Origin of the sequence: Aquabacterium olei, from assembly GCF_003100395.1 — a bacterium.
Classification (GTDB): Bacteria; Pseudomonadota; Gammaproteobacteria; order Burkholderiales; family Burkholderiaceae_C; genus Aquabacterium; species Aquabacterium olei.
The window spans coordinates 738,915-757,087 of record NZ_CP029210.1; the positions used below are offsets into that span (position 1 = coordinate 738,915).

At 67.4% G+C, this 18,173-nt stretch carries 18 protein-coding genes; 7 read left to right on the forward strand and 11 right to left on the reverse strand.

Annotation, left to right across the window (positions count from 1 at the left end; all coding sequences use genetic code 11):
* Nucleotides 1-5 precede the first annotated feature (5 nt).
* Nucleotides 6-1,148, reverse strand: coding sequence for an aromatic ring-hydroxylating oxygenase subunit alpha (locus DEH84_RS03315; RefSeq protein WP_109038190.1), 1,143 nt, complete (start codon nt 1,146-1,148; stop codon nt 6-8).
* Nucleotides 1,149-1,520: 372 nt separating this feature from the next.
* On the opposite strand from DEH84_RS03315, the gene DEH84_RS03320 reads away from it, so the two are divergent.
* From DEH84_RS03320 to dxs, 3 genes are read left to right on the forward strand one after another with little or no spacing between them, the layout of a single operon-like run.
* Nucleotides 1,521-1,778 carry an exodeoxyribonuclease VII small subunit gene (locus DEH84_RS03320; RefSeq protein WP_109034751.1) on the forward strand — a complete coding sequence of 86 codons (258 nt, stop codon included), beginning with the start codon at nt 1,521-1,523 and terminating at the stop codon, nt 1,776-1,778.
* A complete protein-coding gene (locus DEH84_RS03325; protein WP_109034753.1) occupies nt 1,775-2,704 on the forward strand; it encodes a polyprenyl synthetase family protein in 930 nt (309 codons plus the stop codon). The genes DEH84_RS03320 and DEH84_RS03325 overlap by 4 nt, the downstream gene beginning before the upstream one ends.
* A gap of 45 nt (nt 2,705-2,749) precedes the next feature.
* Nucleotides 2,750-4,654, forward strand: coding sequence for a 1-deoxy-D-xylulose-5-phosphate synthase (gene dxs / locus DEH84_RS03330; RefSeq protein WP_109034755.1), 1,905 nt, complete (start codon nt 2,750-2,752; stop codon nt 4,652-4,654).
* Between the two features lie 104 nt (nt 4,655-4,758).
* Here the strand turns inward: dxs and DEH84_RS03335 are convergent, their stop codons facing one another.
* The gene (locus DEH84_RS03335) at nt 4,759-5,283 is read right to left on the reverse strand and encodes a hemerythrin domain-containing protein (protein WP_109034757.1); all 525 of its coding nucleotides are present in this window, start codon (nt 5,281-5,283) and stop codon (nt 4,759-4,761) included.
* A gap of 267 nt (nt 5,284-5,550) precedes the next feature.
* Here DEH84_RS03335 and DEH84_RS19370 point away from each other — a divergent pair, with 267 nt between their 5' ends.
* Entirely contained in the window at nt 5,551-6,927 is a 1,377-nt protein-coding gene (locus tag DEH84_RS19370; protein ID WP_245932670.1) for a PEP-CTERM sorting domain-containing protein, read from the forward strand.
* Between the two features lie 44 nt (nt 6,928-6,971).
* Here the strand turns inward: DEH84_RS19370 and argH are convergent, their stop codons facing one another.
* Nucleotides 6,972-8,369: an argininosuccinate lyase gene (gene argH, locus DEH84_RS03345; protein ID WP_109034759.1), complete on the reverse strand. Its 1,398-nt coding sequence runs from the start codon at nt 8,367-8,369 to the stop codon at nt 6,972-6,974.
* Between the two features lie 43 nt (nt 8,370-8,412).
* Between argH and DEH84_RS03350 the strand changes: the two genes are divergently transcribed.
* Both DEH84_RS03350 and DEH84_RS03355 read left to right on the forward strand, forming a co-directional pair.
* The gene (locus DEH84_RS03350) at nt 8,413-9,573 is read left to right on the forward strand and encodes a sensor histidine kinase (RefSeq protein WP_109038192.1); all 1,161 of its coding nucleotides are present in this window, start codon (nt 8,413-8,415) and stop codon (nt 9,571-9,573) included.
* Between the two features lie 23 nt (nt 9,574-9,596).
* Nucleotides 9,597-10,379: a LytR/AlgR family response regulator transcription factor gene (locus DEH84_RS03355; RefSeq protein ID WP_179950609.1), complete on the forward strand. Its 783-nt coding sequence runs from the start codon at nt 9,597-9,599 to the stop codon at nt 10,377-10,379.
* Between the two features lie 64 nt (nt 10,380-10,443).
* Here DEH84_RS03355 and DEH84_RS03360 read toward each other — a convergent pair whose 3' ends face one another.
* From DEH84_RS03360 to DEH84_RS03395, 8 genes are all read right to left on the reverse strand, one after another.
* Nucleotides 10,444-11,088 carry a protein phosphatase CheZ gene (locus DEH84_RS03360; RefSeq protein WP_109034761.1) on the reverse strand — a complete coding sequence of 215 codons (645 nt, stop codon included), beginning with the start codon at nt 11,086-11,088 and terminating at the stop codon, nt 10,444-10,446.
* An 18-nt stretch (nt 11,089-11,106) separates the two neighbouring features.
* The gene (gene cheY / locus DEH84_RS03365; RefSeq protein WP_109034763.1) at nt 11,107-11,505 is read right to left on the reverse strand and encodes a chemotaxis response regulator CheY; all 399 of its coding nucleotides are present in this window, start codon (nt 11,503-11,505) and stop codon (nt 11,107-11,109) included.
* Between the two features lie 51 nt (nt 11,506-11,556).
* The gene (gene motB, locus DEH84_RS03370) at nt 11,557-12,522 is read right to left on the reverse strand and encodes a flagellar motor protein MotB (RefSeq protein ID WP_109034765.1); all 966 of its coding nucleotides are present in this window, start codon (nt 12,520-12,522) and stop codon (nt 11,557-11,559) included.
* Between the two features lie 42 nt (nt 12,523-12,564).
* On the reverse strand, nt 12,565-13,422 hold the full coding sequence (motA, locus tag DEH84_RS03375; RefSeq protein ID WP_109034767.1) for a flagellar motor stator protein MotA: 858 nt from the start codon (nt 13,420-13,422) through the stop codon (nt 12,565-12,567).
* 288 nt (nt 13,423-13,710) lie between these two features.
* The gene (flhC, locus tag DEH84_RS03380) at nt 13,711-14,247 is read right to left on the reverse strand and encodes a flagellar transcriptional regulator FlhC (RefSeq protein WP_109034769.1); all 537 of its coding nucleotides are present in this window, start codon (nt 14,245-14,247) and stop codon (nt 13,711-13,713) included.
* Nucleotides 14,248-14,293: 46 nt separating this feature from the next.
* Nucleotides 14,294-14,617 carry a flagellar transcriptional regulator FlhD gene (gene flhD / locus DEH84_RS03385; RefSeq protein WP_109034771.1) on the reverse strand — a complete coding sequence of 108 codons (324 nt, stop codon included), beginning with the start codon at nt 14,615-14,617 and terminating at the stop codon, nt 14,294-14,296.
* A 298-nt stretch (nt 14,618-14,915) separates the two neighbouring features.
* The gene (locus DEH84_RS03390; protein WP_218929752.1) at nt 14,916-16,073 is read right to left on the reverse strand and encodes a fatty acid desaturase family protein; all 1,158 of its coding nucleotides are present in this window, start codon (nt 16,071-16,073) and stop codon (nt 14,916-14,918) included.
* Nucleotides 16,074-16,091: 18 nt separating this feature from the next.
* Entirely contained in the window at nt 16,092-17,228 is a 1,137-nt protein-coding gene (locus DEH84_RS03395; protein ID WP_109034773.1) for a flavin reductase family protein, read from the reverse strand.
* A gap of 202 nt (nt 17,229-17,430) precedes the next feature.
* On the opposite strand from DEH84_RS03395, the gene DEH84_RS03400 reads away from it, so the two are divergent.
* A complete protein-coding gene (locus tag DEH84_RS03400; RefSeq protein WP_109034775.1) occupies nt 17,431-18,144 on the forward strand; it encodes a transposase in 714 nt (237 codons plus the stop codon).
* Nucleotides 18,145-18,173 lie beyond the last annotated feature (29 nt).

Consider the following 18,173-nt stretch of genomic DNA (forward strand, 5'->3'; position numbering starts at 1 on the left):
GAGGATCAGGGACGGTCGTCGGATTCGGCCGGCCAGGCCATGGCACGGCGGTACCACTCGTGGAAGTGCTGCATGCCGTCTTCCATGGGGCTCTGGTAAGGACCGACTTCGTTGTCACCGCGTGCCAGCAGCGCCTTGCGGCCCGCGTCCATGCGCTCGGCGATCTCGTCGTCCTCGATGCAGGTCTCCATGTAGGCGGCCTGCTGGGCCTCGACGAACTCGCGCTCGAAGGCGGCGATCTCTTCGGGGTAGTAGAACTCCACCACGTTGAGCGTCTTCTGCGGGCCCTGCGGGTACATGTTCGACACCACCAGCACATGCGGATACCACTCGACCATCATCGTCGGGTAGTAGGTCAGCCACACGGCGCCCTGCGAAGGCTTCTCGCCGCCGCGGTACTTCATGACCACGTCGTGCCACTTCTTGTAGACGTCGGAGCCCGGGCGGTCGAAGGTGGACGCCACGCCCACTGTCTGCACCGAGTATTCCTTCGCCATGTCCCAGCGCAGGTCGTCGCAGGTCACGAAGTTGCCCAGACCGGGGTGGAAGGGGCCGACGTGGTAGTCCTCCAGATAGACCTCGATGAAGGTCTTCCAGTTGTAGTTGCACTCGTGCAGCTCGACGCGGTCGAGCACGAAGCCCGAGAAGTCCAGGTCGCCGCCCGGCTTGAAGCGCGCGTCGATGCCGGCCAGGTCGGCCGCGATGTCACGGCCGTTGTCCTCGAACAGCAGGCCGTTCCAGTCGCGCACCTTGTAGTTGTTCAGGTTCAGGCACGGGTCGTGGTCGAAGTGCGGCGCGCCGATCAGCTCGCCCTTGTGCGAGTAGGTCCAGCGGTGCAGCGGGCACACGATGTTGTTGCGGCTGTGGCCGCGGCCCTTGAGCATGACGGCCTGGCGATGGCGGCAGACGTTCGAGATCAGCTCGATGCCGTCCTTGGTGCGCACCAGCGCGCGGCCTTCGCTCTCCTGGGGCAGGGCGTAGTAGTCGCCGACCTCGGGCACGCTCAGGGCGTGGCCGAGGTAGCGCGGACCGGACTGAAAGATGCGTTCGAGCTCCTCCTTGTACAGTGATTCGTCGAAGTAGACGGACACGGGCAGCTGCGTGCGGCTGCGGCGAAGGGCGTTGAGCGCAGGACTCAGGTCGGACATGATCCCCAGGATCTCCAAAAACCAATGTCAACCCCCTCTGGCTGCTGGTGGGACGGGGCCCATGCGGCATCCAGAGGTTTGAAAAATCCCTCAGGCCCGCGGTGAGCCGTCTGGACGGCGCCGGGCGCGAGGGGCCACAAAAAACCCGAAATGCCATCGAAGAGGACCATTCCGGGGAACCGTACATTGTACCTGCGGGCTTTCCCCGAGGCAAAGCCGTTGCCTGATCCCGGTCAAGCCGAAGGGGTGGCGCCGGCCCCGTGCGCAAGCGGGCAGCGGCGCGCGACAGTACCGAGGGAACGCACAGGGCCCGGGCGCGTCGAAATAGAATACGCGTTTGCCCGCAAGCCGGGCCTCACCTCAGGCAAGACCATGGCCAAGTCCTCCGCCGGCGGCGCCGGTTCCCTCCCTGCCGAAGTCGCACTGCCCGCGACCTACGAAGCGGCACTGGCCGAGCTCGAGCAGCTCGTGGGCCAGATGGAAAGCGGCGCCTTGCCCCTGGAGCAACTGCTGGGCAGCTACCAGCGGGGCGCGCAGTTGCTGCAGTTCTGCCGCACCCGCCTGGAGGCCGTCGAGGCACAGGTGAAGCTGCTGGAAGACGGCCAGCTCAAGCCCTGGGACGACGCATGACCGGATCTGCCGTGTGGGGCCGCTGGTCGGCCGATGTGCTCGCCCTTGTCGAGGCCGCACTGGACACCTGGGTGCCGGCCCGCGCGCCCGCCCGCCTCGGAGAGGCCATGCGCTACGGCGTGCTGGATGGTGGCAAGCGCCTGCGCGCGCTGCTGGTGCAGGCGGCGGCCGAGGCGGTGGGTGCCTGCGGCACACCCGCTGGGGCCGAGGCCGCGTTGCGTGCAGCCTGCGCGGTCGAGCTGATTCACGCCTATTCCTTGGTGCATGACGACATGCCGTGCATGGACAACGACGTGCTGCGTCGGGGCAAGCCCACGGTGCACGTGGCCTACGGCGAGGCGTGCGCCATGCTGGCCGGCGACGCCATGCAGGCGCTGGCCTTCGAGGTGCTCACGCCCGATGAAGGCGAGGGCGCCGGTGTCGATCCCGCGCTGCAGGCCCGCCTGGTGCGCCTGCTGGCGCGGGCCTCGGGCGAGTCCGGCATGGCCGGCGGCCAGGCCATCGACCTGGCCAGTGTGGGTCAGGCACTCGACGAGGCCACCCTGCGCGACATGCACCAGCGCAAGACCGGCGCCCTGCTGCGTGCCAGTGTGCAGATGGGCGCGGCCTGTGGCGGGGTCGCCCCCGACGCCCCGGCGTGGGCCGCCCTGACCGACTACGGCCATGCCATGGGGCTGGCCTTCCAGATCGTGGACGACGTGCTCGATGCCACCCAGGGATCCGACAAGCTGGGCAAGACCGCGGGCAAGGATGCCGGGGCCAACAAGCCCACCTACGTGAGCCTGCTGGGTCTGGAAGGCGCTCGCGCCGAAGCGGACGCCTTGCTGCAGCAGGCGCTCGATGCGCTGGCCCGCAGCGGGCTGGGTGCCGACGCCACCGCGCCGCTGGCCGCCCTTGCCGAGCGCATCGTGCGCCGTGACCACTGAGTGCCCCTGGCTCGCTCGTACCAAGAACAAGCAATCCCCCCTAGGATGACGACCATGACCTACCCCCTGCTGTCGAAGATCGACCAGCCCGCCGACCTGCGCCACCTGTCGCGGTCCGAGCTGCGGCAGCTGGCCACCGAACTGCGCGAATACCTGCTGCAGAGCGTGTCGCGCACCGGGGGGCATCTGTCGTCCAACCTGGGCACCGTCGAGCTCACCATCGCGCTGCACCATGTCTTCCAGACGCCGCACGACCGGCTGGTGTGGGACGTGGGCCACCAGACCTATCCGCACAAGATCCTGACCGGCCGCCGCGACCGCATGCCGACGCTGCGCCAGTTCGGCGGCATGAGCGGCTTCCCGCGCCGCGATGAGAGCGAGTACGACACCTTTGGCACCGCCCACTCGTCCACGTCGATCTCGGCGGCGCTGGGCATGGCGCTGGGCGCGCAGCTGCGCGGTGAGGCGCGCAAGGCCGTGGCCATCATCGGCGACGGCGCGATGACCGCCGGCATGGCTTTCGAGGCGCTCAACAACGCCGGGGTGCCGCACGCCGGCAAGATGCCCAACCTGCTGGTGGTGCTCAACGACAACGACATGTCGATCTCGCCGCCGGTGGGGGCGTTGAACCGCCACCTGGCGCGCCTGATGTCCGGCCGCTTCTACACCGCCGCCCGCGAGAGCGCCAAGCAGGTGCTGAAGAACGCGCCGCCGCTGTTCGAGCTGGCCAAGCGCCTGGAAGAGCACGCCAAGGGCATGGTCGTGCCCGGCACCATCTTCGAAGAATTCGGCTTCAACTACGTCGGCCCGATCGACGGCCATGACCTCGACAGCCTGATTCCCACGCTGGAAAACCTGCGCGAGCTGGAAGGCCCGCAGTTCCTGCACGTGGTGACGAAGAAGGGCTATGGTTACAAGCTGGCCGAGGCCGACCCGATTGCGTATCACGGCCCGGGCAAGTTCGACCCGGCGGTGGGCCTGGTCAAGCCGGTGCCGGTCGAGCCGCCCAAGCCCACCTTCACGCAGGTCTTTGGCCAGTGGCTGTGCGACATGGCCGCCGCCGACAGCCGCCTGGTCGGCATCACGCCAGCCATGCGCGAAGGCTCCGGCATGGTCGAGTTCCACCAGAAGTACCCGGGCCGCTATTTCGACGTGGGCATTGCCGAGCAGCACGCGGTGACGTTTGCCGGCGGCCTGGCCTGCGAAGGGCTCAAGCCGGTGGTGGCCATCTATTCGACCTTCCTGCAGCGCGCCTACGACCAGCTGATCCACGACGTGGCCTTGCAGAACCTGCCGGTGGTGTTCGCACTCGACCGTGCGGGCATCGTGGGGGCCGACGGCGCCACGCACATGGGCGCGTTCGACATCGCCTTCGTGCGCTGCGTTCCCAACATGAGCATGCTGACCCCGGCCGACGAGGCCGAGTGCCGGCAGGCGCTCAGTGCAGCGTATGCGCAGAACCACCCGGTGGCTGTGCGCTACCCGCGGGGCGCAGGGGCCGGCGTGCCCGTGCCCACCGACCTGACGCCCATGCCGTGGGGCAAGGGAGAGGTGCGCCGCCAGGCGGCGCCGGCGGCCGGCCAGCGCGTCGCCATCCTGGCGTTCGGCACGCTGCTGTATCCGGCTCTCCAGGCCGGCGAGGCACTGGACGCCACCGTGGCCAACATGCGCTTCGTCAAGCCGCTCGATGTCGAGCTGGTGAAGCAGCTGGCCGCCGAGCACGACCTGATCGTGGCGGTGGAAGAAGGTTGCGTGCAGGGCGGTGCAGGCTCGGCGGTGGCCGAGGCGCTGGCGGCGGCCGGCATCGCGAAGCCTGTGTTGATGCTGGGCCTGCCCGACGAGTTCGTCGAGCACGGTGAACCCGCGCGCTTGTTGAGCCTGTGCGGCCTGGATGCCGCCGGCATTGAACAGGCCGTGCGGACCAGGCTGGCGGCGACCGACCGAGCCTGATCCTGCGGGGCCTGCGGCCCGACTTCGGCCGTCTCTCCCTGAGCGTTTGTCTTTGAAGCCGCGCACGTCGAGGTGCGCGAGCTTGTGTCAAGGCAGGTGGGGGCTCAGGCCGCCTGCTGGCTTTCTTCTTCCTTGGCGGCTTCGGCGTCGTTGCTGCCATGGCCACCACAGCTGCCGCCACAACCGGAAATGGCTTGCTCGGGCAAGGCTTCAGGTTGGGCGATCTGGCCCGTGACCGGGTCATAGCCCACGCTCTTCAGATGCAGGGCGAGCCCGGCGTCCATGGTCTGCGCGTGGTGGGGGAACCAGATGGTCAGCTCATGCGCCATCTGGCGAATGGGGGCCAGATTGCCCTGGGCGCCCAGCTCGGCGCCTTCCTTCAGCACCTTCAAGACCACCGCGTGCTGGGTCATGTGGCAGCTGCCGGGGGCGAACCCGGTGGCTTCCATCCAGCGGTCTTCCTGGCCGAAGTGGTCGATCGTGTGGTCGATCAGAGTCTGCCAGCGGGCCAGCAGCGCGGCGTCATCGGCCGCCTGCACTTCGGCAAGCAGGTCGACGAACTCGCGGTGCGTGTCGTCCATGACGGGCATGGCGAGGGACAGGGCATCGGACCAAACAAGGCTGGACATGAGCGGCTTTCTCAGGGGGCGCGAGCAGACAGGCGCCGCGCTGGGAAAGGCAGCTTAACCAGGGGCCTCCTCCGCCGGCTTGCGGCAGCGCAAGGTCCGGCGCTTTGGCGGTCCGGCCACGGACTTGAAACGGCTCGTCACACCTCGGCGCCACTCTGCCCCCTCGGAGTGGGGGGGGCAGGCTCGCGGAGCTTCCCCGTACTTGACGTTTGTGTCTATTCTGACAAGTCTGTGACTTTTACACGATCCAAAGAGGAGGGTTTGTCCATGAAGAACTTGAGCCATGCTGTCACGGCGTTGGCCGTTGCCGCCTCGTTGCTCGCAGCCGGCCATGCCGCGCATGCGGGTGCACTGATCACCTATGGCAATACGACGCTGGGCGTCAATGACACGGGCGAGCTGAATTTCTCCGGCAACGGGCCGGGCGGGTTCGCCACCTATGGTGTCTACCGCGATGGGGTGGGCGATGCCATTTCCCCGGGTTGCTTCTGTGAAGGTTGGGGCGTCTCCGTCGAGACGGCCGGCGGCAACTTCTCGACCTGGGCCAACCAGAGCAGCGGCTCGGGTGGGTTCGGCTCGGGCAACACCTTCGGCGCCACTGGCTCGACAGCCACATCGCAGATCAACATGGCGGGCATCGGGGTCTCCGTGCGCCAGGCCTATGGTCCGTCGCTCGCTGCCGATGTCTTCCAGAACCAGGTGACCATCACCAACAACACCGGCTCCCGGATCGAGAGTCTGGTCTACCGCCGGGTGATGGACTGGGATGTGCCCCCGACACAGTTCTCCGAGTACGTCAGCCACACCGGCGTCACCGCCAACCTGACGACGAACGGTGGCAACGTGCGCTACGCAAGCGACAACGGCTTTGCTTCATCGAATCCATCCTGGGCAGCCGGCTACATCGACGGCACCACGGTGAACACCGATTTCACGCGCTCCGGCCCCGACGACCATGGCTCGGTGTTCGACTTCGCCTTCGGCCCACTCGAAGCCGGTGCCAGCCGGATCTTCAACATCTACTACGGCAGTGCCGCCAATGAGGCTGCTGCGGTCTCCAAGCTCGCAGCGCTGGGGGCCAACCTGTACTCGCTGGGACAGCCCAGCGTGGCGGATCCGGGTGCTGCGGCCACCTTCCTGTTCGGCTTTGGCGGCGTGGGCGGTGTCGAGGTGGGCAGCAGTGAAAGCGTGCCCATCCTGCCGTTCATGCCGGCCGAAGGTCAGTTCGTCTTCGATGCGCCAGTCGCTCAGCGCTGGTACGACCCGCCTGTCGCCGAAGGCTTCGACATTGCCCTCGAAGGCGGCAGCACCTTCATCAGCGTGACGGCACCGAGCAGCTTCTCCGACATGATCATCCTGGCTGAGGATGGCACCGTGCTGGACGCGGACTTCGATGCCGGTGAGACCTTCACCTTCAGCGCGGGCATGCATGCCGCGTTCCGCATCCGTGGGCTGTCGCTGGATGTCGAATCGCCGGGGTTCGGCTCGGCGCTGCCGCTGCTCCTCGACTTCACCCCGGGTGCAACACGCATGACCTGGACGGCTGCACTGGCCACGCCGCCCGTGCCCGAGCCTGAAACCTACGCCCTGGCCCTGGCTGGGCTTCTGGCGGTCGCTGTGGCGCGTCGCCGTCGCGTCCACTGAGCGCGCTCCCCTCGCGCGGCCTCGCCGCGCGAGGGGGTCTGGATTCATCCCAGTCGCGCGCGGTGGCGTGCGACCTGGGCCCGCACCTGTTCCGGTGCGGTGCCGCCCAGGATGTTGCGGGCGTTGAGCGAGCCACGCAGGCTCAGTACCTCGTACACGTCCTGTTCGATCGCCGGGTTGTAGGCCTGGAGCTTGTCCAGCGGCAGTTCCGACAGGTCCACCCCGGCGGCAATCGCCTCCTTCACGGCATGGGCCACGACTTCGTGGGCATCGCGGAAGGGCAGGCCCTTCTTCACCAGGTAGTCGGCCAGGTCGGTGGCGGTGGCGTAGCCTTTTTTCGCGGCGCGCTCCATGGCTTCCGGCTTGACGGTGATGCCAGCGGCCATCTCGGCGAAGATGCGCAGCGTGTCCTTCAAGGTGTCGACCGTGTCGAACAGGGGCTCCTTGTCTTCCTGATTGTCCTTGTTGTAAGCCAGCGGCTGGCCCTTCATCAGGGTGATCAGGCCCATCAGGTGGCCGACCACGCGACCGGTTTTGCCGCGCGCCAGTTCGGGCACGTCGGGGTTCTTCTTCTGCGGCATGATCGACGAGCCGGTGCAGAAGCGGTCAGCCAGGTCGATGAAGCCGAAGGACTGGCTCATCCACAGGATCAGCTCTTCCGACAGGCGCGATACGTGCACCATCAGCAGCGAGGCGGCCGCGGTGAATTCGATCGCGAAGTCCCGGTCGGAGACGCCGTCGAGGCTGTTCTGGCAGACGGCTTCGAAGCCCAGCGTGCGGGCCACGCGTTCGCGGTCGAGCGGGTAGCTGGTGCCGGCCAGGGCGGCCGAGCCCAGCGGCAGGCGGTTGACGCGCTTGCGCAGGTCGACCATGCGCTCGGCGTCGCGGGCGAACATTTCCACATAGGCCAGCAGGTGATGGCCGAAGGCCACGGGCTGGGCCACCTGCAGGTGCGTGAAGCCGGGCAGGATCACGTCGGCGTTCTGCTCGGCCACGTCCACCAGGGCCTTCTGCAATTCGGTGAGCAGCACGCCGATCTCGTCGATTTCGCCGCGCAGCCACAGGCGCACGTCGGTGGCCACCTGGTCATTGCGCGAGCGGCCGGTGTGCAGGCGCTTGCCGGCGTCGCCCACGAGCTGGGTCAGGCGCGCCTCGATGTTCAGGTGCACGTCTTCCAGGTCGAGCTTCCACTCGAAGGCGCCCGACTCGATCTCCTGGGTGATCTGGGCCATGCCCTTCTGGATGGCGGCCAGGTCGTCGGCCGAGATCAGGCCTTGCGCGGCCAGCATGTCCGCGTGGGCCAGCGAGCCCTGGATGTCGGCCGACCACAGGCGCTTGTCGAAAAACACGCTGGCGGTGTAGCGCTTGACCAGCTCGCTCATGGGCTCGGAAAACAGGGCCGACCAGGCCTGGGACTTCTTGTCGAGTTGGTTGGTGCTCATGGGGCGTGATCCGGACGCGCGCTTCGCGCAAAATGTGCAAACCATGGATTCTACGGAGCATGCCGCCCCCGGCGCCAGCGCGGCGGGCGAGCCACCGGCCTGGGCGGTGTCCACGCAGTTCGCGCTGACGCAGTTCGGGTCGACCGAGACGGCCCCGCGGCCGCAACCCCCGTCGCCCTTCGACGTCTGTCACGTCGGGGTGGTGCTGCGCGTGGTGCTGGGCGTGCAGCTGGTGGTGGCGCTGGGCACATCCTTCGGTTCCACCAGCCTGCCGGACGCGCTCAATCGCTGGATGCAGGGGTCGGTGGTGGCGCTGCCGGGCAGCCTGCTGTGGCTGGTGGTGGCCTGTGCGAGTCGGCGCTGGCTGGACCAGCGCAGCGAACCGGTGCAGTGGCTGGTGGCCGGGTCATTGGGGGCCGTCAGCGGGCTGGTGGGGGCCGCGCAAGGGCTTTGGCTGGACTGGTTGCTGGGTGTGCCCCGAACGCTGGTGTGGTCTCTGCTGCCTGCCATGGGTACAGGGGCGGCGCTGGCCTGTGCGGGGCTGGCGTGGTTGCGGCACCGCAGCCGCAGCGAGTTGCCCGCGCATGCGGCAGCCCGCCTGGCGGAGTTGCAGGCGCGCATCCGGCCGCATTTCCTGTTCAACACGCTCAACACGGCGATCGCGCTGGTACAGATCGACCCTCAGCGGGCCGAGTCGGTGCTGGAAGACCTGGCCGAGCTGTTTCGCCAGGCACTCGTGTCGCCCACGATGCGTTCGACGCTGCGGGACGAGGTGGATCTCGCCCGCCGCTACCTGAGCATCGAGCAGTTGCGGTTCGGCGACCGCATGACGGTGCGCTGGGAGCTGGACGAGGCCGCAGCCGAGGCCGAATTGCCGGCGCTCATCCTGCAACCGCTGGTGGAGAACGCCGTGCGCCATGGCGTCGAGCCGGCGCCTGAGCCCGGCTGGATCGTGGTGCGCAGCCAGGTGCAGGCGGGCCGCGTGGTGCTCACCGTGCGCAACTCCGTGCCCGCTGCGCTGACCGTGCCCGGGGTGGCACGGCCGGGGCACGGCATGGCCTTGCGCAACGTGCGGCAGCGCCTCAAGCTGATGCACGATGTCGAAGCCGAGTTCGAGGCCGGCCTGCAGCGCGGTGATGGCGACCGCCAACCCGGTGTCTATGTGGTTCGCCTCAGCGTGCCGCTTCGGCGCACGCGCCCGTGATCCGGTCAGATTCCCTTGTCACCATGAGTCAGGACACCTTTCCCTTGCGCATCGCCCTGGTCGACGACGAGCCGCTGGCGCGCATGCGCATTCGCGCGTTGGTCGGGCAGAGTGGCCAGGCGGCCGAGGTGGCTGCCGAGTTCGGCGAGCCCGTCACGGCCCTGATGTGGCTGCAGGAGCAGGACGATCAGGGCACGCCGGTCGACCTGGTGCTGCTCGACATCCAGATGCCCGGGCTGGACGGCATGACGCTGGCGGCGCGGCTGCGGCATCTGCGGCAGCCGCCGGCGGTGGTGTTCGTGACGGCCCACGCCGAGCACGCGCTGCGGGCGTTCGACCTGGCGGCGGTGGACTACCTCACCAAGCCCGTGCGTCTGGATCGTCTCACCGCGTCGCTGCAGCGGGTGCGCGCACTGCGACCGCCCACGCCGCCGCGCGAGGCCGGGGCGATGGAGGATGGCGAGGTGTTCGTCGTGCAGGATCGCGGGCGCGTGGTGCGCATTCCGCTCGCCGACATCCTGTACTTCAAGGCCGAGCAGAAGCTCGTGGTGTTGCGCACCTTGCATGACAGCCACACGCTGGCCGAGTCGCTGACCGAACTGGAGGCCCAGGTGGGTGAGCGGTTCATCCGCGTCCACCGCAATGCACTGGTGGCGCGCCAGGCGATGCGCGCGCTGGAGCGTCGCCCTGACGAGGAAGAGGGCGGTGAAGGCTGGGCCGTGCAGGTGCGCCCGACGATGGAGTGGCTGGCGGTGTCGCGGCGGCAGGTGAGTGCCGTGCGGGATGCGATGGCGATGCAGACTTGAGCAAGCCCTGAAAAGCAGAAGGCCACCCGAAGGTGGCCTTGTCGCATGGCGCCGGGGTTCGGGGTCAGAAGCCCAGGCTGGCCAGCAGGTCGTCGACCTCGCTCTGGTTGGCGACCACGTCGGTGCGGCCTTCGGGGTTGACCACGGGGCCTTCGAGCTTGGGCTCCAGATGCGCCGTCAGGGCCGCTTCGACCTTGTGGGCCTGCTCGGGGGGCGCAGCCTGCACCAGCAGCTTGACCAGTTGGGCCTCGAGGTCGGAGGCGAGGCGCACCACCTTGGCCACGACCTGACCCGTCAGGTCATGGAAGTCCTGCGCCATCATGATGTCGGTCAGGTGGCCGTCGACCCGGTGCGTCACCTTCTCGACGTCCTGCACGAAGTTGAACACCGCGCCGCTCGCCACGGCCTTGACCGGGTCGGCTGTGATCAGCGAGGCCAGCTTGCGCGTCTCGTTGGCGATGTGCTCCTGGTCCGCCTTGGCGGTGTCGACCAGGTTGAGCACCTTCTCGGCGGCCTCGGCCGTCTTGTTGGCGATGTAGTTCAGCCGGCTGCGGGCGTCGGGCAGATCGTCGACGTTGTTCTTCAGCCCCGGCAGGACCCCCAGCATGTTCATCGTGTCGTGCAACTGGCGGGTCAGCGTGCCCAGTTGCTGGAAGATCTCCGGCGAGGCCGCCGGCATCTGCATGTTGTCTGGCAGGTCCACTTTCATCGTCGGCTCCCTTGTTGCTCAGGCCGTGGTGGCGAGCTTTTGCATGATCTTTTGTACTTTTTCTTCCAGCGTCGCCTTGGTGAAGGGCTTGACGATGTAACCCGCAGCACCCGATTGGGCCGCCAGCACGATGTCTTCCTTCTTCGCTTCGGCGGTCACCATCAGCACGGGCAGGTGCTTGAGGCCGTCGTCGGCCTTGATCGCCTTGAGCAACTCGAAGCCGTTCATGTTCGGCATGTTGATGTCGCTGACGACAAAGTCGAAGCGACCGTTCTTCAGCATGTTGAGTGCGACCGCACCGTCCTCGGCTTCTTCGGCGTTGATGTAGCCGATCTCCTTGAGGAGGCCTCGCACGATCCGTCGCATCGTGGAGAAGTCGTCCACGATCAGGAATTTCATGTCAGCGGGTTGGCTCATGGGGTCGTCCTTGGGTCTGGTGCCGGCGTGGCCGCCGGGCTCATTGCAGGCTTATCGGCCTGTGAGGTCGGGTCTTGAGGGGCGGATGTCCGACTCGGGCGGGGCGGGGGGCGCCTCATCGTCCTCGGCCGTGACCGATTCGGCACGTGCGGCGCCAAAGAACCGGTCTTCGGCTTCGCGGTTCATCACGATGATGCTGATGCGGCGGTTCAGCGGGCTCTCCGGGCTGTCCTTTTCGTACAGCATGCTGGCGGCCAGACCCTGCACGCGCAGCACCTTGGTGCCGCTCAGGCCGCCCACGATCAGCTCGCGCCGCGAGGCGTTGGCCCGGTCGGCCGACAGCTCCCAGTTGCTGTAGCCGCGCTCGCCGCCGCTGAAGGGTTTGGCGTCGGTGTGGCCCTCGATGGTCAGCCGGTTGGGCACCTCGTCCAGCACCCCGCCGATGGCGCGCAGGATGTCGCGCATATACCCCTGCACGTCGCTGGAGCCGCTGTCGAACATCGCGCGGTTCTGGTCGTCCACGATCTGGATGCGCAGGCCCTCGGCCGTCAGGTCCAGCCGGATCTGGCTCTGGTACTTGGCCAGGCGGTCGTCGTTGGCAATCACCTCCTCGACCTTCTGCTTGAGCACGCGCAGGCGCTCGGTCTCGGCACGCGCCTGCTCGGCGCGGATGGCGCGGCGGCGGCGCTTTTCCTCGGCCGCGTCCGAGCTGCCCTTCTTGACCTGGCCCACGGTTTCGCTGAGGTTGTTGCCGCCACCCTTGACGATCGACGTGGCATCGCCCGCACCGCTGCCGCCGAAGAAGGCCACCTTCAACGGGCTGTTGAAGTAGTCCGCAATGCCCTTCTTGTCACCCTCGGTGGTCGAGCCCAGCAGCCACATCAGCAGGAAGAAGGCCATCATGGCGGTCACGAAGTCGGCATAGGCGATCTTCCAGGCGCCACCATGGGCGGCATGGCCGCCCTTCTTGATGCGCTTGATGATGATCGGCTGGACCTTCTTGGAATCACCGGCCATGGTGTGCTTTCAGCGTGTGCGGGGCAGGCAGCGTGATCGGGATCACTTCTTCTTCACGTGTGTTTCGAGTTCGACGAAGGTGGGGCGCTCGGTCGAGTACAGCACCTTGCGGCCGAACTCGATGGCCACCTGGGGCGCGTAGCCCTGCATCGAGGCCAGCAGCACGGTCTTGACCACCTGGAATTCCTTGGTGCCTTCGTCGAGCTTCTGCTCCATCAGACCGCCCAGGGGCTCCACCACGCCGTAGGCCAGCAGAATCCCCAGGAAGGTGCCGACCAGCGCGGATCCGATCATGCCGCCCAGCACGGCCGGCGGCTGGCCCACCGAGCCCATGGTGTTCACCACCCCCAGCACGGCGGCCACGATGCCGAAGGCCGGCAGCGCACCGGCCAGACGCGCCACCGCCGCGCAGGCCGCGTGGCCCTCGTGGTGGTGGGTGTCGATCTCGTTGTCCATCAGGGTCTCGATCTCGTGGGCGTTCAGGTTGCCCGAGACCATCATGCGCAGGTAGTCGGTCACGAACTCGATCACGTGGTGGTCGTGGCCCACGGTGGGGTACTTGCCGAACAGCGCGGAGTTGTGCGGGTCCTCGACGTCCTTTTCAATGGACATCAGGCCTTCCTTGCGGATCTTCTGGAGGACCTCATAGAGCATCGCCATGAGCTCCATGTAGCGGTCCTTGGTGTACTTCGAGCCCTTGAACAGCGGGCCGAACTGCCCGAGCACGGCTTTCACGGTCTTGGGCTGGTTGTTCACCAGGAACGCGCCCAGAGCGCCCCCGGCGATGGCCATCATTTCGGTGGGCAGGGCGTGAATGATCACACTCATGTTCCCGCCGTGAATGATGTAGGCGCCGAAGATGCAGCCCAGGCAGACGATGTATCCGATCGCGACGAACATGGTGGTGGGTCAGGTACTGATCATGTCGGCATCTTCAGTCAGCAGGGTGGCGGCCGATGCCGGGAACAGCGCCGCACTCCCGCTGCTTATCCCGCTCAGGTTTCACCTGGTGGCAAGCGCACCGCGTTTGCACCAAGCAAAAAGGCGGGCCCGAAGCGGGCCCGCCAAGAGCACGTCCGTCCTCGGTCGTGCCCAGAGGAGACAAGCAAAGCGCGATTCGCTGTCGAACCGCCTGGGTGGTTATCGGCGCGTGGACGGCAGACTTGAGGCCTGGCCGCCCCGGGCAGGTCAGTGCAACTGGATGCCGCCCACGGCCTTGCCCTTGCCGGCGCGCGCCGGCGGGTTGCACAGGCCGCACACGAAGTGGCGGGCCATCTCGTGGGGATGCGTGACAAAGTGCCCACCGCATTGGGTGCAACGCGTCAGGCTCAGCATGCCGGTGTCGATGAATTTGACCAGGCGCCATGCGCGGGTCACCGACAGCAGCGGCTCCAGGCCCTGCACCTCGGTCTGCTCCAGGTAGAGCTGGTAGGCCTTGATGATGGCGTCGATGTCATCGATCTCGGCGGCCTTGTTCAGGTATTCGTGGATGTTCAGGAACAGGCTGGCGTGGATGTTGGGCTGCCAGGTCATGAACCAGTCGGTCGAGAAGGGCAGTTGCCCCTTCGAGGGGGACTTGCCCGCCACTTCCTTGTACAGCCGCAACAGGCGCTCGTACGACATGTCGGTTTCCGATTCCAGCACCTGCAGGCGGGCACCCAGTTTGATGAGGGTGACGGCCCGTTCGATCTGCTTGGCTTCGGTCAGCAGGCTCTTGTTGCGCATGGCGGTTCCTTGCAGGCGGTGGGCGGGTGACGATGGGGGCCGAATCTCAGGCGGCTTCCTGGTGGCGGCCGGCCATCAGGATCGAAGCATGCAGACGGCTGACGGCATCGTTGGCCGTGCCCTTGCCATGGTTGGTCAGCAGGGCCCACACCAGGTCATCGTCGACACGCATGCGGCAGATCAGCGTGTTGCTCGACGCGATCTTGAGCACCTGGGCCGGGGTCAGCAGGTTCAGCAGCGACGCGGTCTCGTCCGAGATGCCCAGGCGGAACAGCGCCTGCTCGCGGTCTGCGCGGATGAGGCTCTGTGCCAGCATCAGGTACTGCAGGTTGGCTTCGCGGATCTCCATCAGGACTTGATCGTTGGTCATCTTGAACTCCTAAAGGTTCTGGAAGGCGGGCTTGTCGGTCTTGTTTCGCCGATGGGTGTCGGCATGGGATGGATTCTGGTGACCGGGGCCGGATTTCTGAATAGGAGCGGCGCTGTAAGCCGCGTCGGCTGAGGACTGCATGCCGTGTCAGAAAAAACCTGACAAAAGCGATTTGAAGGGGGGTGATGCAGGGCCATTTCCCGTCGGTGCGGGCCCGAAAGGCGAAAAGGCGGGCCAATGGCCACGCCTTTTCCTGCTTGCATCGGGCGCGCGGTACCGGGCGCCCGGGCGGGGTGAACTACTCCGCTGCGATTGGTTTGAGGGCGATGTGCACAGCCCGTTGCGGCCCGCCCGGCAGGCTGTAACGGGCGATGCGCTTGAGCACCGTCCACAACTGCCGCGCGAAGCTGCCGGTGTGGTACGGCACGCCGTAGCGGGCACACACGGCCTGCACGCGCGGGGCGATCTCGGCGTAACGGTTGGCGGGGATGTCGGGGAACAGGTGGTGTTCCACCTGGTGCGACAGGTTGCCGCTCATCAGGTGCAGCAGGGGGCTGCCGCTGATGTTGCTGGACCCGAGGATCTGACGCAGGTACCACTGCCCGCGGCTTTCGCCCTCCACCGATTCACGGGTGAAGGTGTAGATCTCTTCCGTGAAGTGCCCGCAGAAGATGATGGCCCACGCCCACAGATTGCGGATCAGGTTGGCGCCCGCATTGCCGGCCATGACGGCCAGCCCGAAACCGAGCGCGTCGCCCGTCGTGACGGCACCAATGGCCGCGCCCACCAGTGGCCACACCACGTAGTCCCGCTTGACGATGCGCCACATCTTGGCCCGCACCAGCAGCCACTGTGGCCGACATTCCGACCACTTCTTGCGCCCGATGACGACCTTGTCCATCTGCAGATCATGAATGGCCACGAACCACTGGAAGAAGGCCGCCAGCAGCAGGGTCAGCAGCAGCTGGAAGGGGTGGAGCCAGCTCCAGCGCAGGTCGCTCGACAGGCGCAGCAGCCCGTAGCCGAAGTCACGGTCCTTGCCGATCACGTTGGTCCACGTGTGGTGGGTGTAGTTGTGCGAGTGGCGCCACTCCTCCTTCGGGCAGGTGTTGTCCCAGTCGAAGGTGTCGCCCTGGAAGCGCGGGTCGTTCATGAAGTTGAACTGGCCGTGCATCACGTTGTGGCCCAGCTCCATGTTGTCGATGACCTTGCTGATGCCCAGCAGGGCGGTGCCGAGCAGCCAGGTGGGCGGGAAGGGGCCGAACGCCAGCAGCGCGCGGCCCAGCAGTTCCGTGACGCGCACCAGCGTCAGGATGCCGCGGATGTAGCGCGCATCGCGCTCACCCAGCGTGCGCCGGGTGTCGTCGCCGATCGCGTCCAGGTCACGCTGGAAGGCGGCCATTTCGGCCGGGGTCCGCGGGCCGATCTGCACGGTGGAGGAAGGAGAGTAGGTCATGGTGTGGGGTCGGGTCTCTCAACCCAGCGATTCAAGCTGGAGGTCGGTGAGGGCGCTGCTGACGCACAGCCGGATCGCCTGGCCTTCGCCGTCGATCCGGGCTCCGCTGTGCAGGTCGCGCACGGCGCCGCTGTGCAGGCGGCATGTGCATTCGTGGCACAGCCCCTGCCGGCAGCCGTGCTTGAGCCGCAGGCCGGCCTGCTCGCTGGCTTCCAGCAGCGTGGTGTGGCCGGGGGCCTCGAACCGATGGGTGTGTGGCGCACGCCGGATGTGCACGGCGTGGCGCGTGGTCGCGTCGCCCTCGGCACGGACGGGCCCGAAAGCCTCGAGATGCAGCTGCCCGGCTTGCCCCGCCTGCTGCCACAGCGTGCGGGCCGCCGCCATCAGCGGGGCAGGGCCACAACACCAGGTGGGGGTGCGGGCCCAGTCTGGCGCCACGCGCGACAACAGGGCTTCGTCCAGCAGGGCCGGTGCGGGCTCGCCCGCACCGGCTGCGGTGTGCGCGGTGGAGTCCACGGGCACATAGCGGAAGGCGGGCCATTGCCGGGTCAGCTCGTCGAGCGCCTCGGCAAAGATGCGCTCCGCTCGGCTGCGCGCAAAGTAAACCAGCGTCACACGGGTGGCCGGCGCTTCACGGTGCAGGTGCTGCAGCATCGCCATCAGCGGCGTGATGCCGCTGCCGCCACCCAACAGCAAGAGTCGCGGCGGCGTGGCCGCGGGCAGCGTGAATGCGCCGTCCGGCGGGCTGATGGTCACGTGGTGCCCCACCTGAACGCGGTCATGCAGGTGGTTGGACACCAGGCCGCCGGCCTGCCGCTGCACGGTGATGGCGAAACGCTGAGGGTGTCCCGGCACCGCGCGCGGCGAGTAGGCCCTCCGGTGCAGTGCGCCTGCGATCTCGACGCCCACCATCACATGGTGCCCCGCCCTGAGGCCGTGAAAGCCGGGTCCGGCCTGCAACTCGAAGGTCGTGGCGGTGGCCGTTTCGGCCCGGCGGTGCACCACGCGGGCATGCAGCCGGTGCACGGTCCACAGTGGGTTGAGCCACCCCAGCGTGTCGTCGAATGCGGCGGGGCTGACCCCGAGGTGCCCCAGCCAGGATGACAGGTGTGTGGCGGCCACCACGCTCAAGGGGGGCGAAGACAAGGTGGCCATGCGGGCAGAACTCCGATTGATCAAAAAGCCGTTTGGACGCGGGCTGTGCAACGCCCGACGTGGCGAAGGGTAGAGAGCCTGACCAAGGCTGCACAGGCGGGGAAGTCCTCAAACGGCCGTATGAGCCCCGTGAATGGGGGCCCTGTGCATGGAAGACGTCACCATTGATAATGGGGACAGATCCACTTCCGAAAGCGTTCTCATGGCCCGATTGCCTCGGCTCGGCGTGCCCGGCTGGCCCCACCTCGTGGTGCAACGCGTGCACGAGGGCCAGTTGCTGGCCCGGGACGACACCGACCGTGCTGCGCTGCTCGGCGCGCTGCGCGAGGCCGCGCGCCTCCACGGGCTGGCCGTGCATGCGTACGCGCTGTGCCCCGACCACCTGCATCTGCTGGCCACCCCGGCGCAGGAGGACAGTCTGAGCCTGACGATGCAGGCGCTGGGGCGCCGGTATGTCGCGGGCTACAACCGGCGTCACGGGCGCCATGGCGGTCTGTGGTCAGGGCGCTTCCGGGCTGCGGTGTTGGATCCGGTGCAGTTCTTGCTGCCCGCGATGGTCTTTGTCGAGCAGCACGGTGTGCGCGCCGGGCTGGTGCACCGCGAGGAGGACGAGCGGTGGTCGAGCGCCCGTCATCATCTGGGCCTCATGACGGACCCGCTGATTGCCGACCACGCCCTGTTCTGGGCGCTGGGCAACACGCCTTTCGAGCGCGAGGCGGCTTGGCGGCGGCGCCTTGAAGAAGGGCTCTCGGAGGCGGAGCGTCAGCGCCTCGCCGATGCCATGCACAAGGGATGGGCGCTGGTGGACGACGCAAAGCAGGCCGCACTGCAGCAGCTTGCCGGGCGGCCGGTGCGGCCGCGTCCACGGGGGCGGCCGAAAAAGACGGTGTCGTCCGCCGTTTCGATCGATCAATGATCTGTCCCCAATTTTGGCCAGCCAAGTCG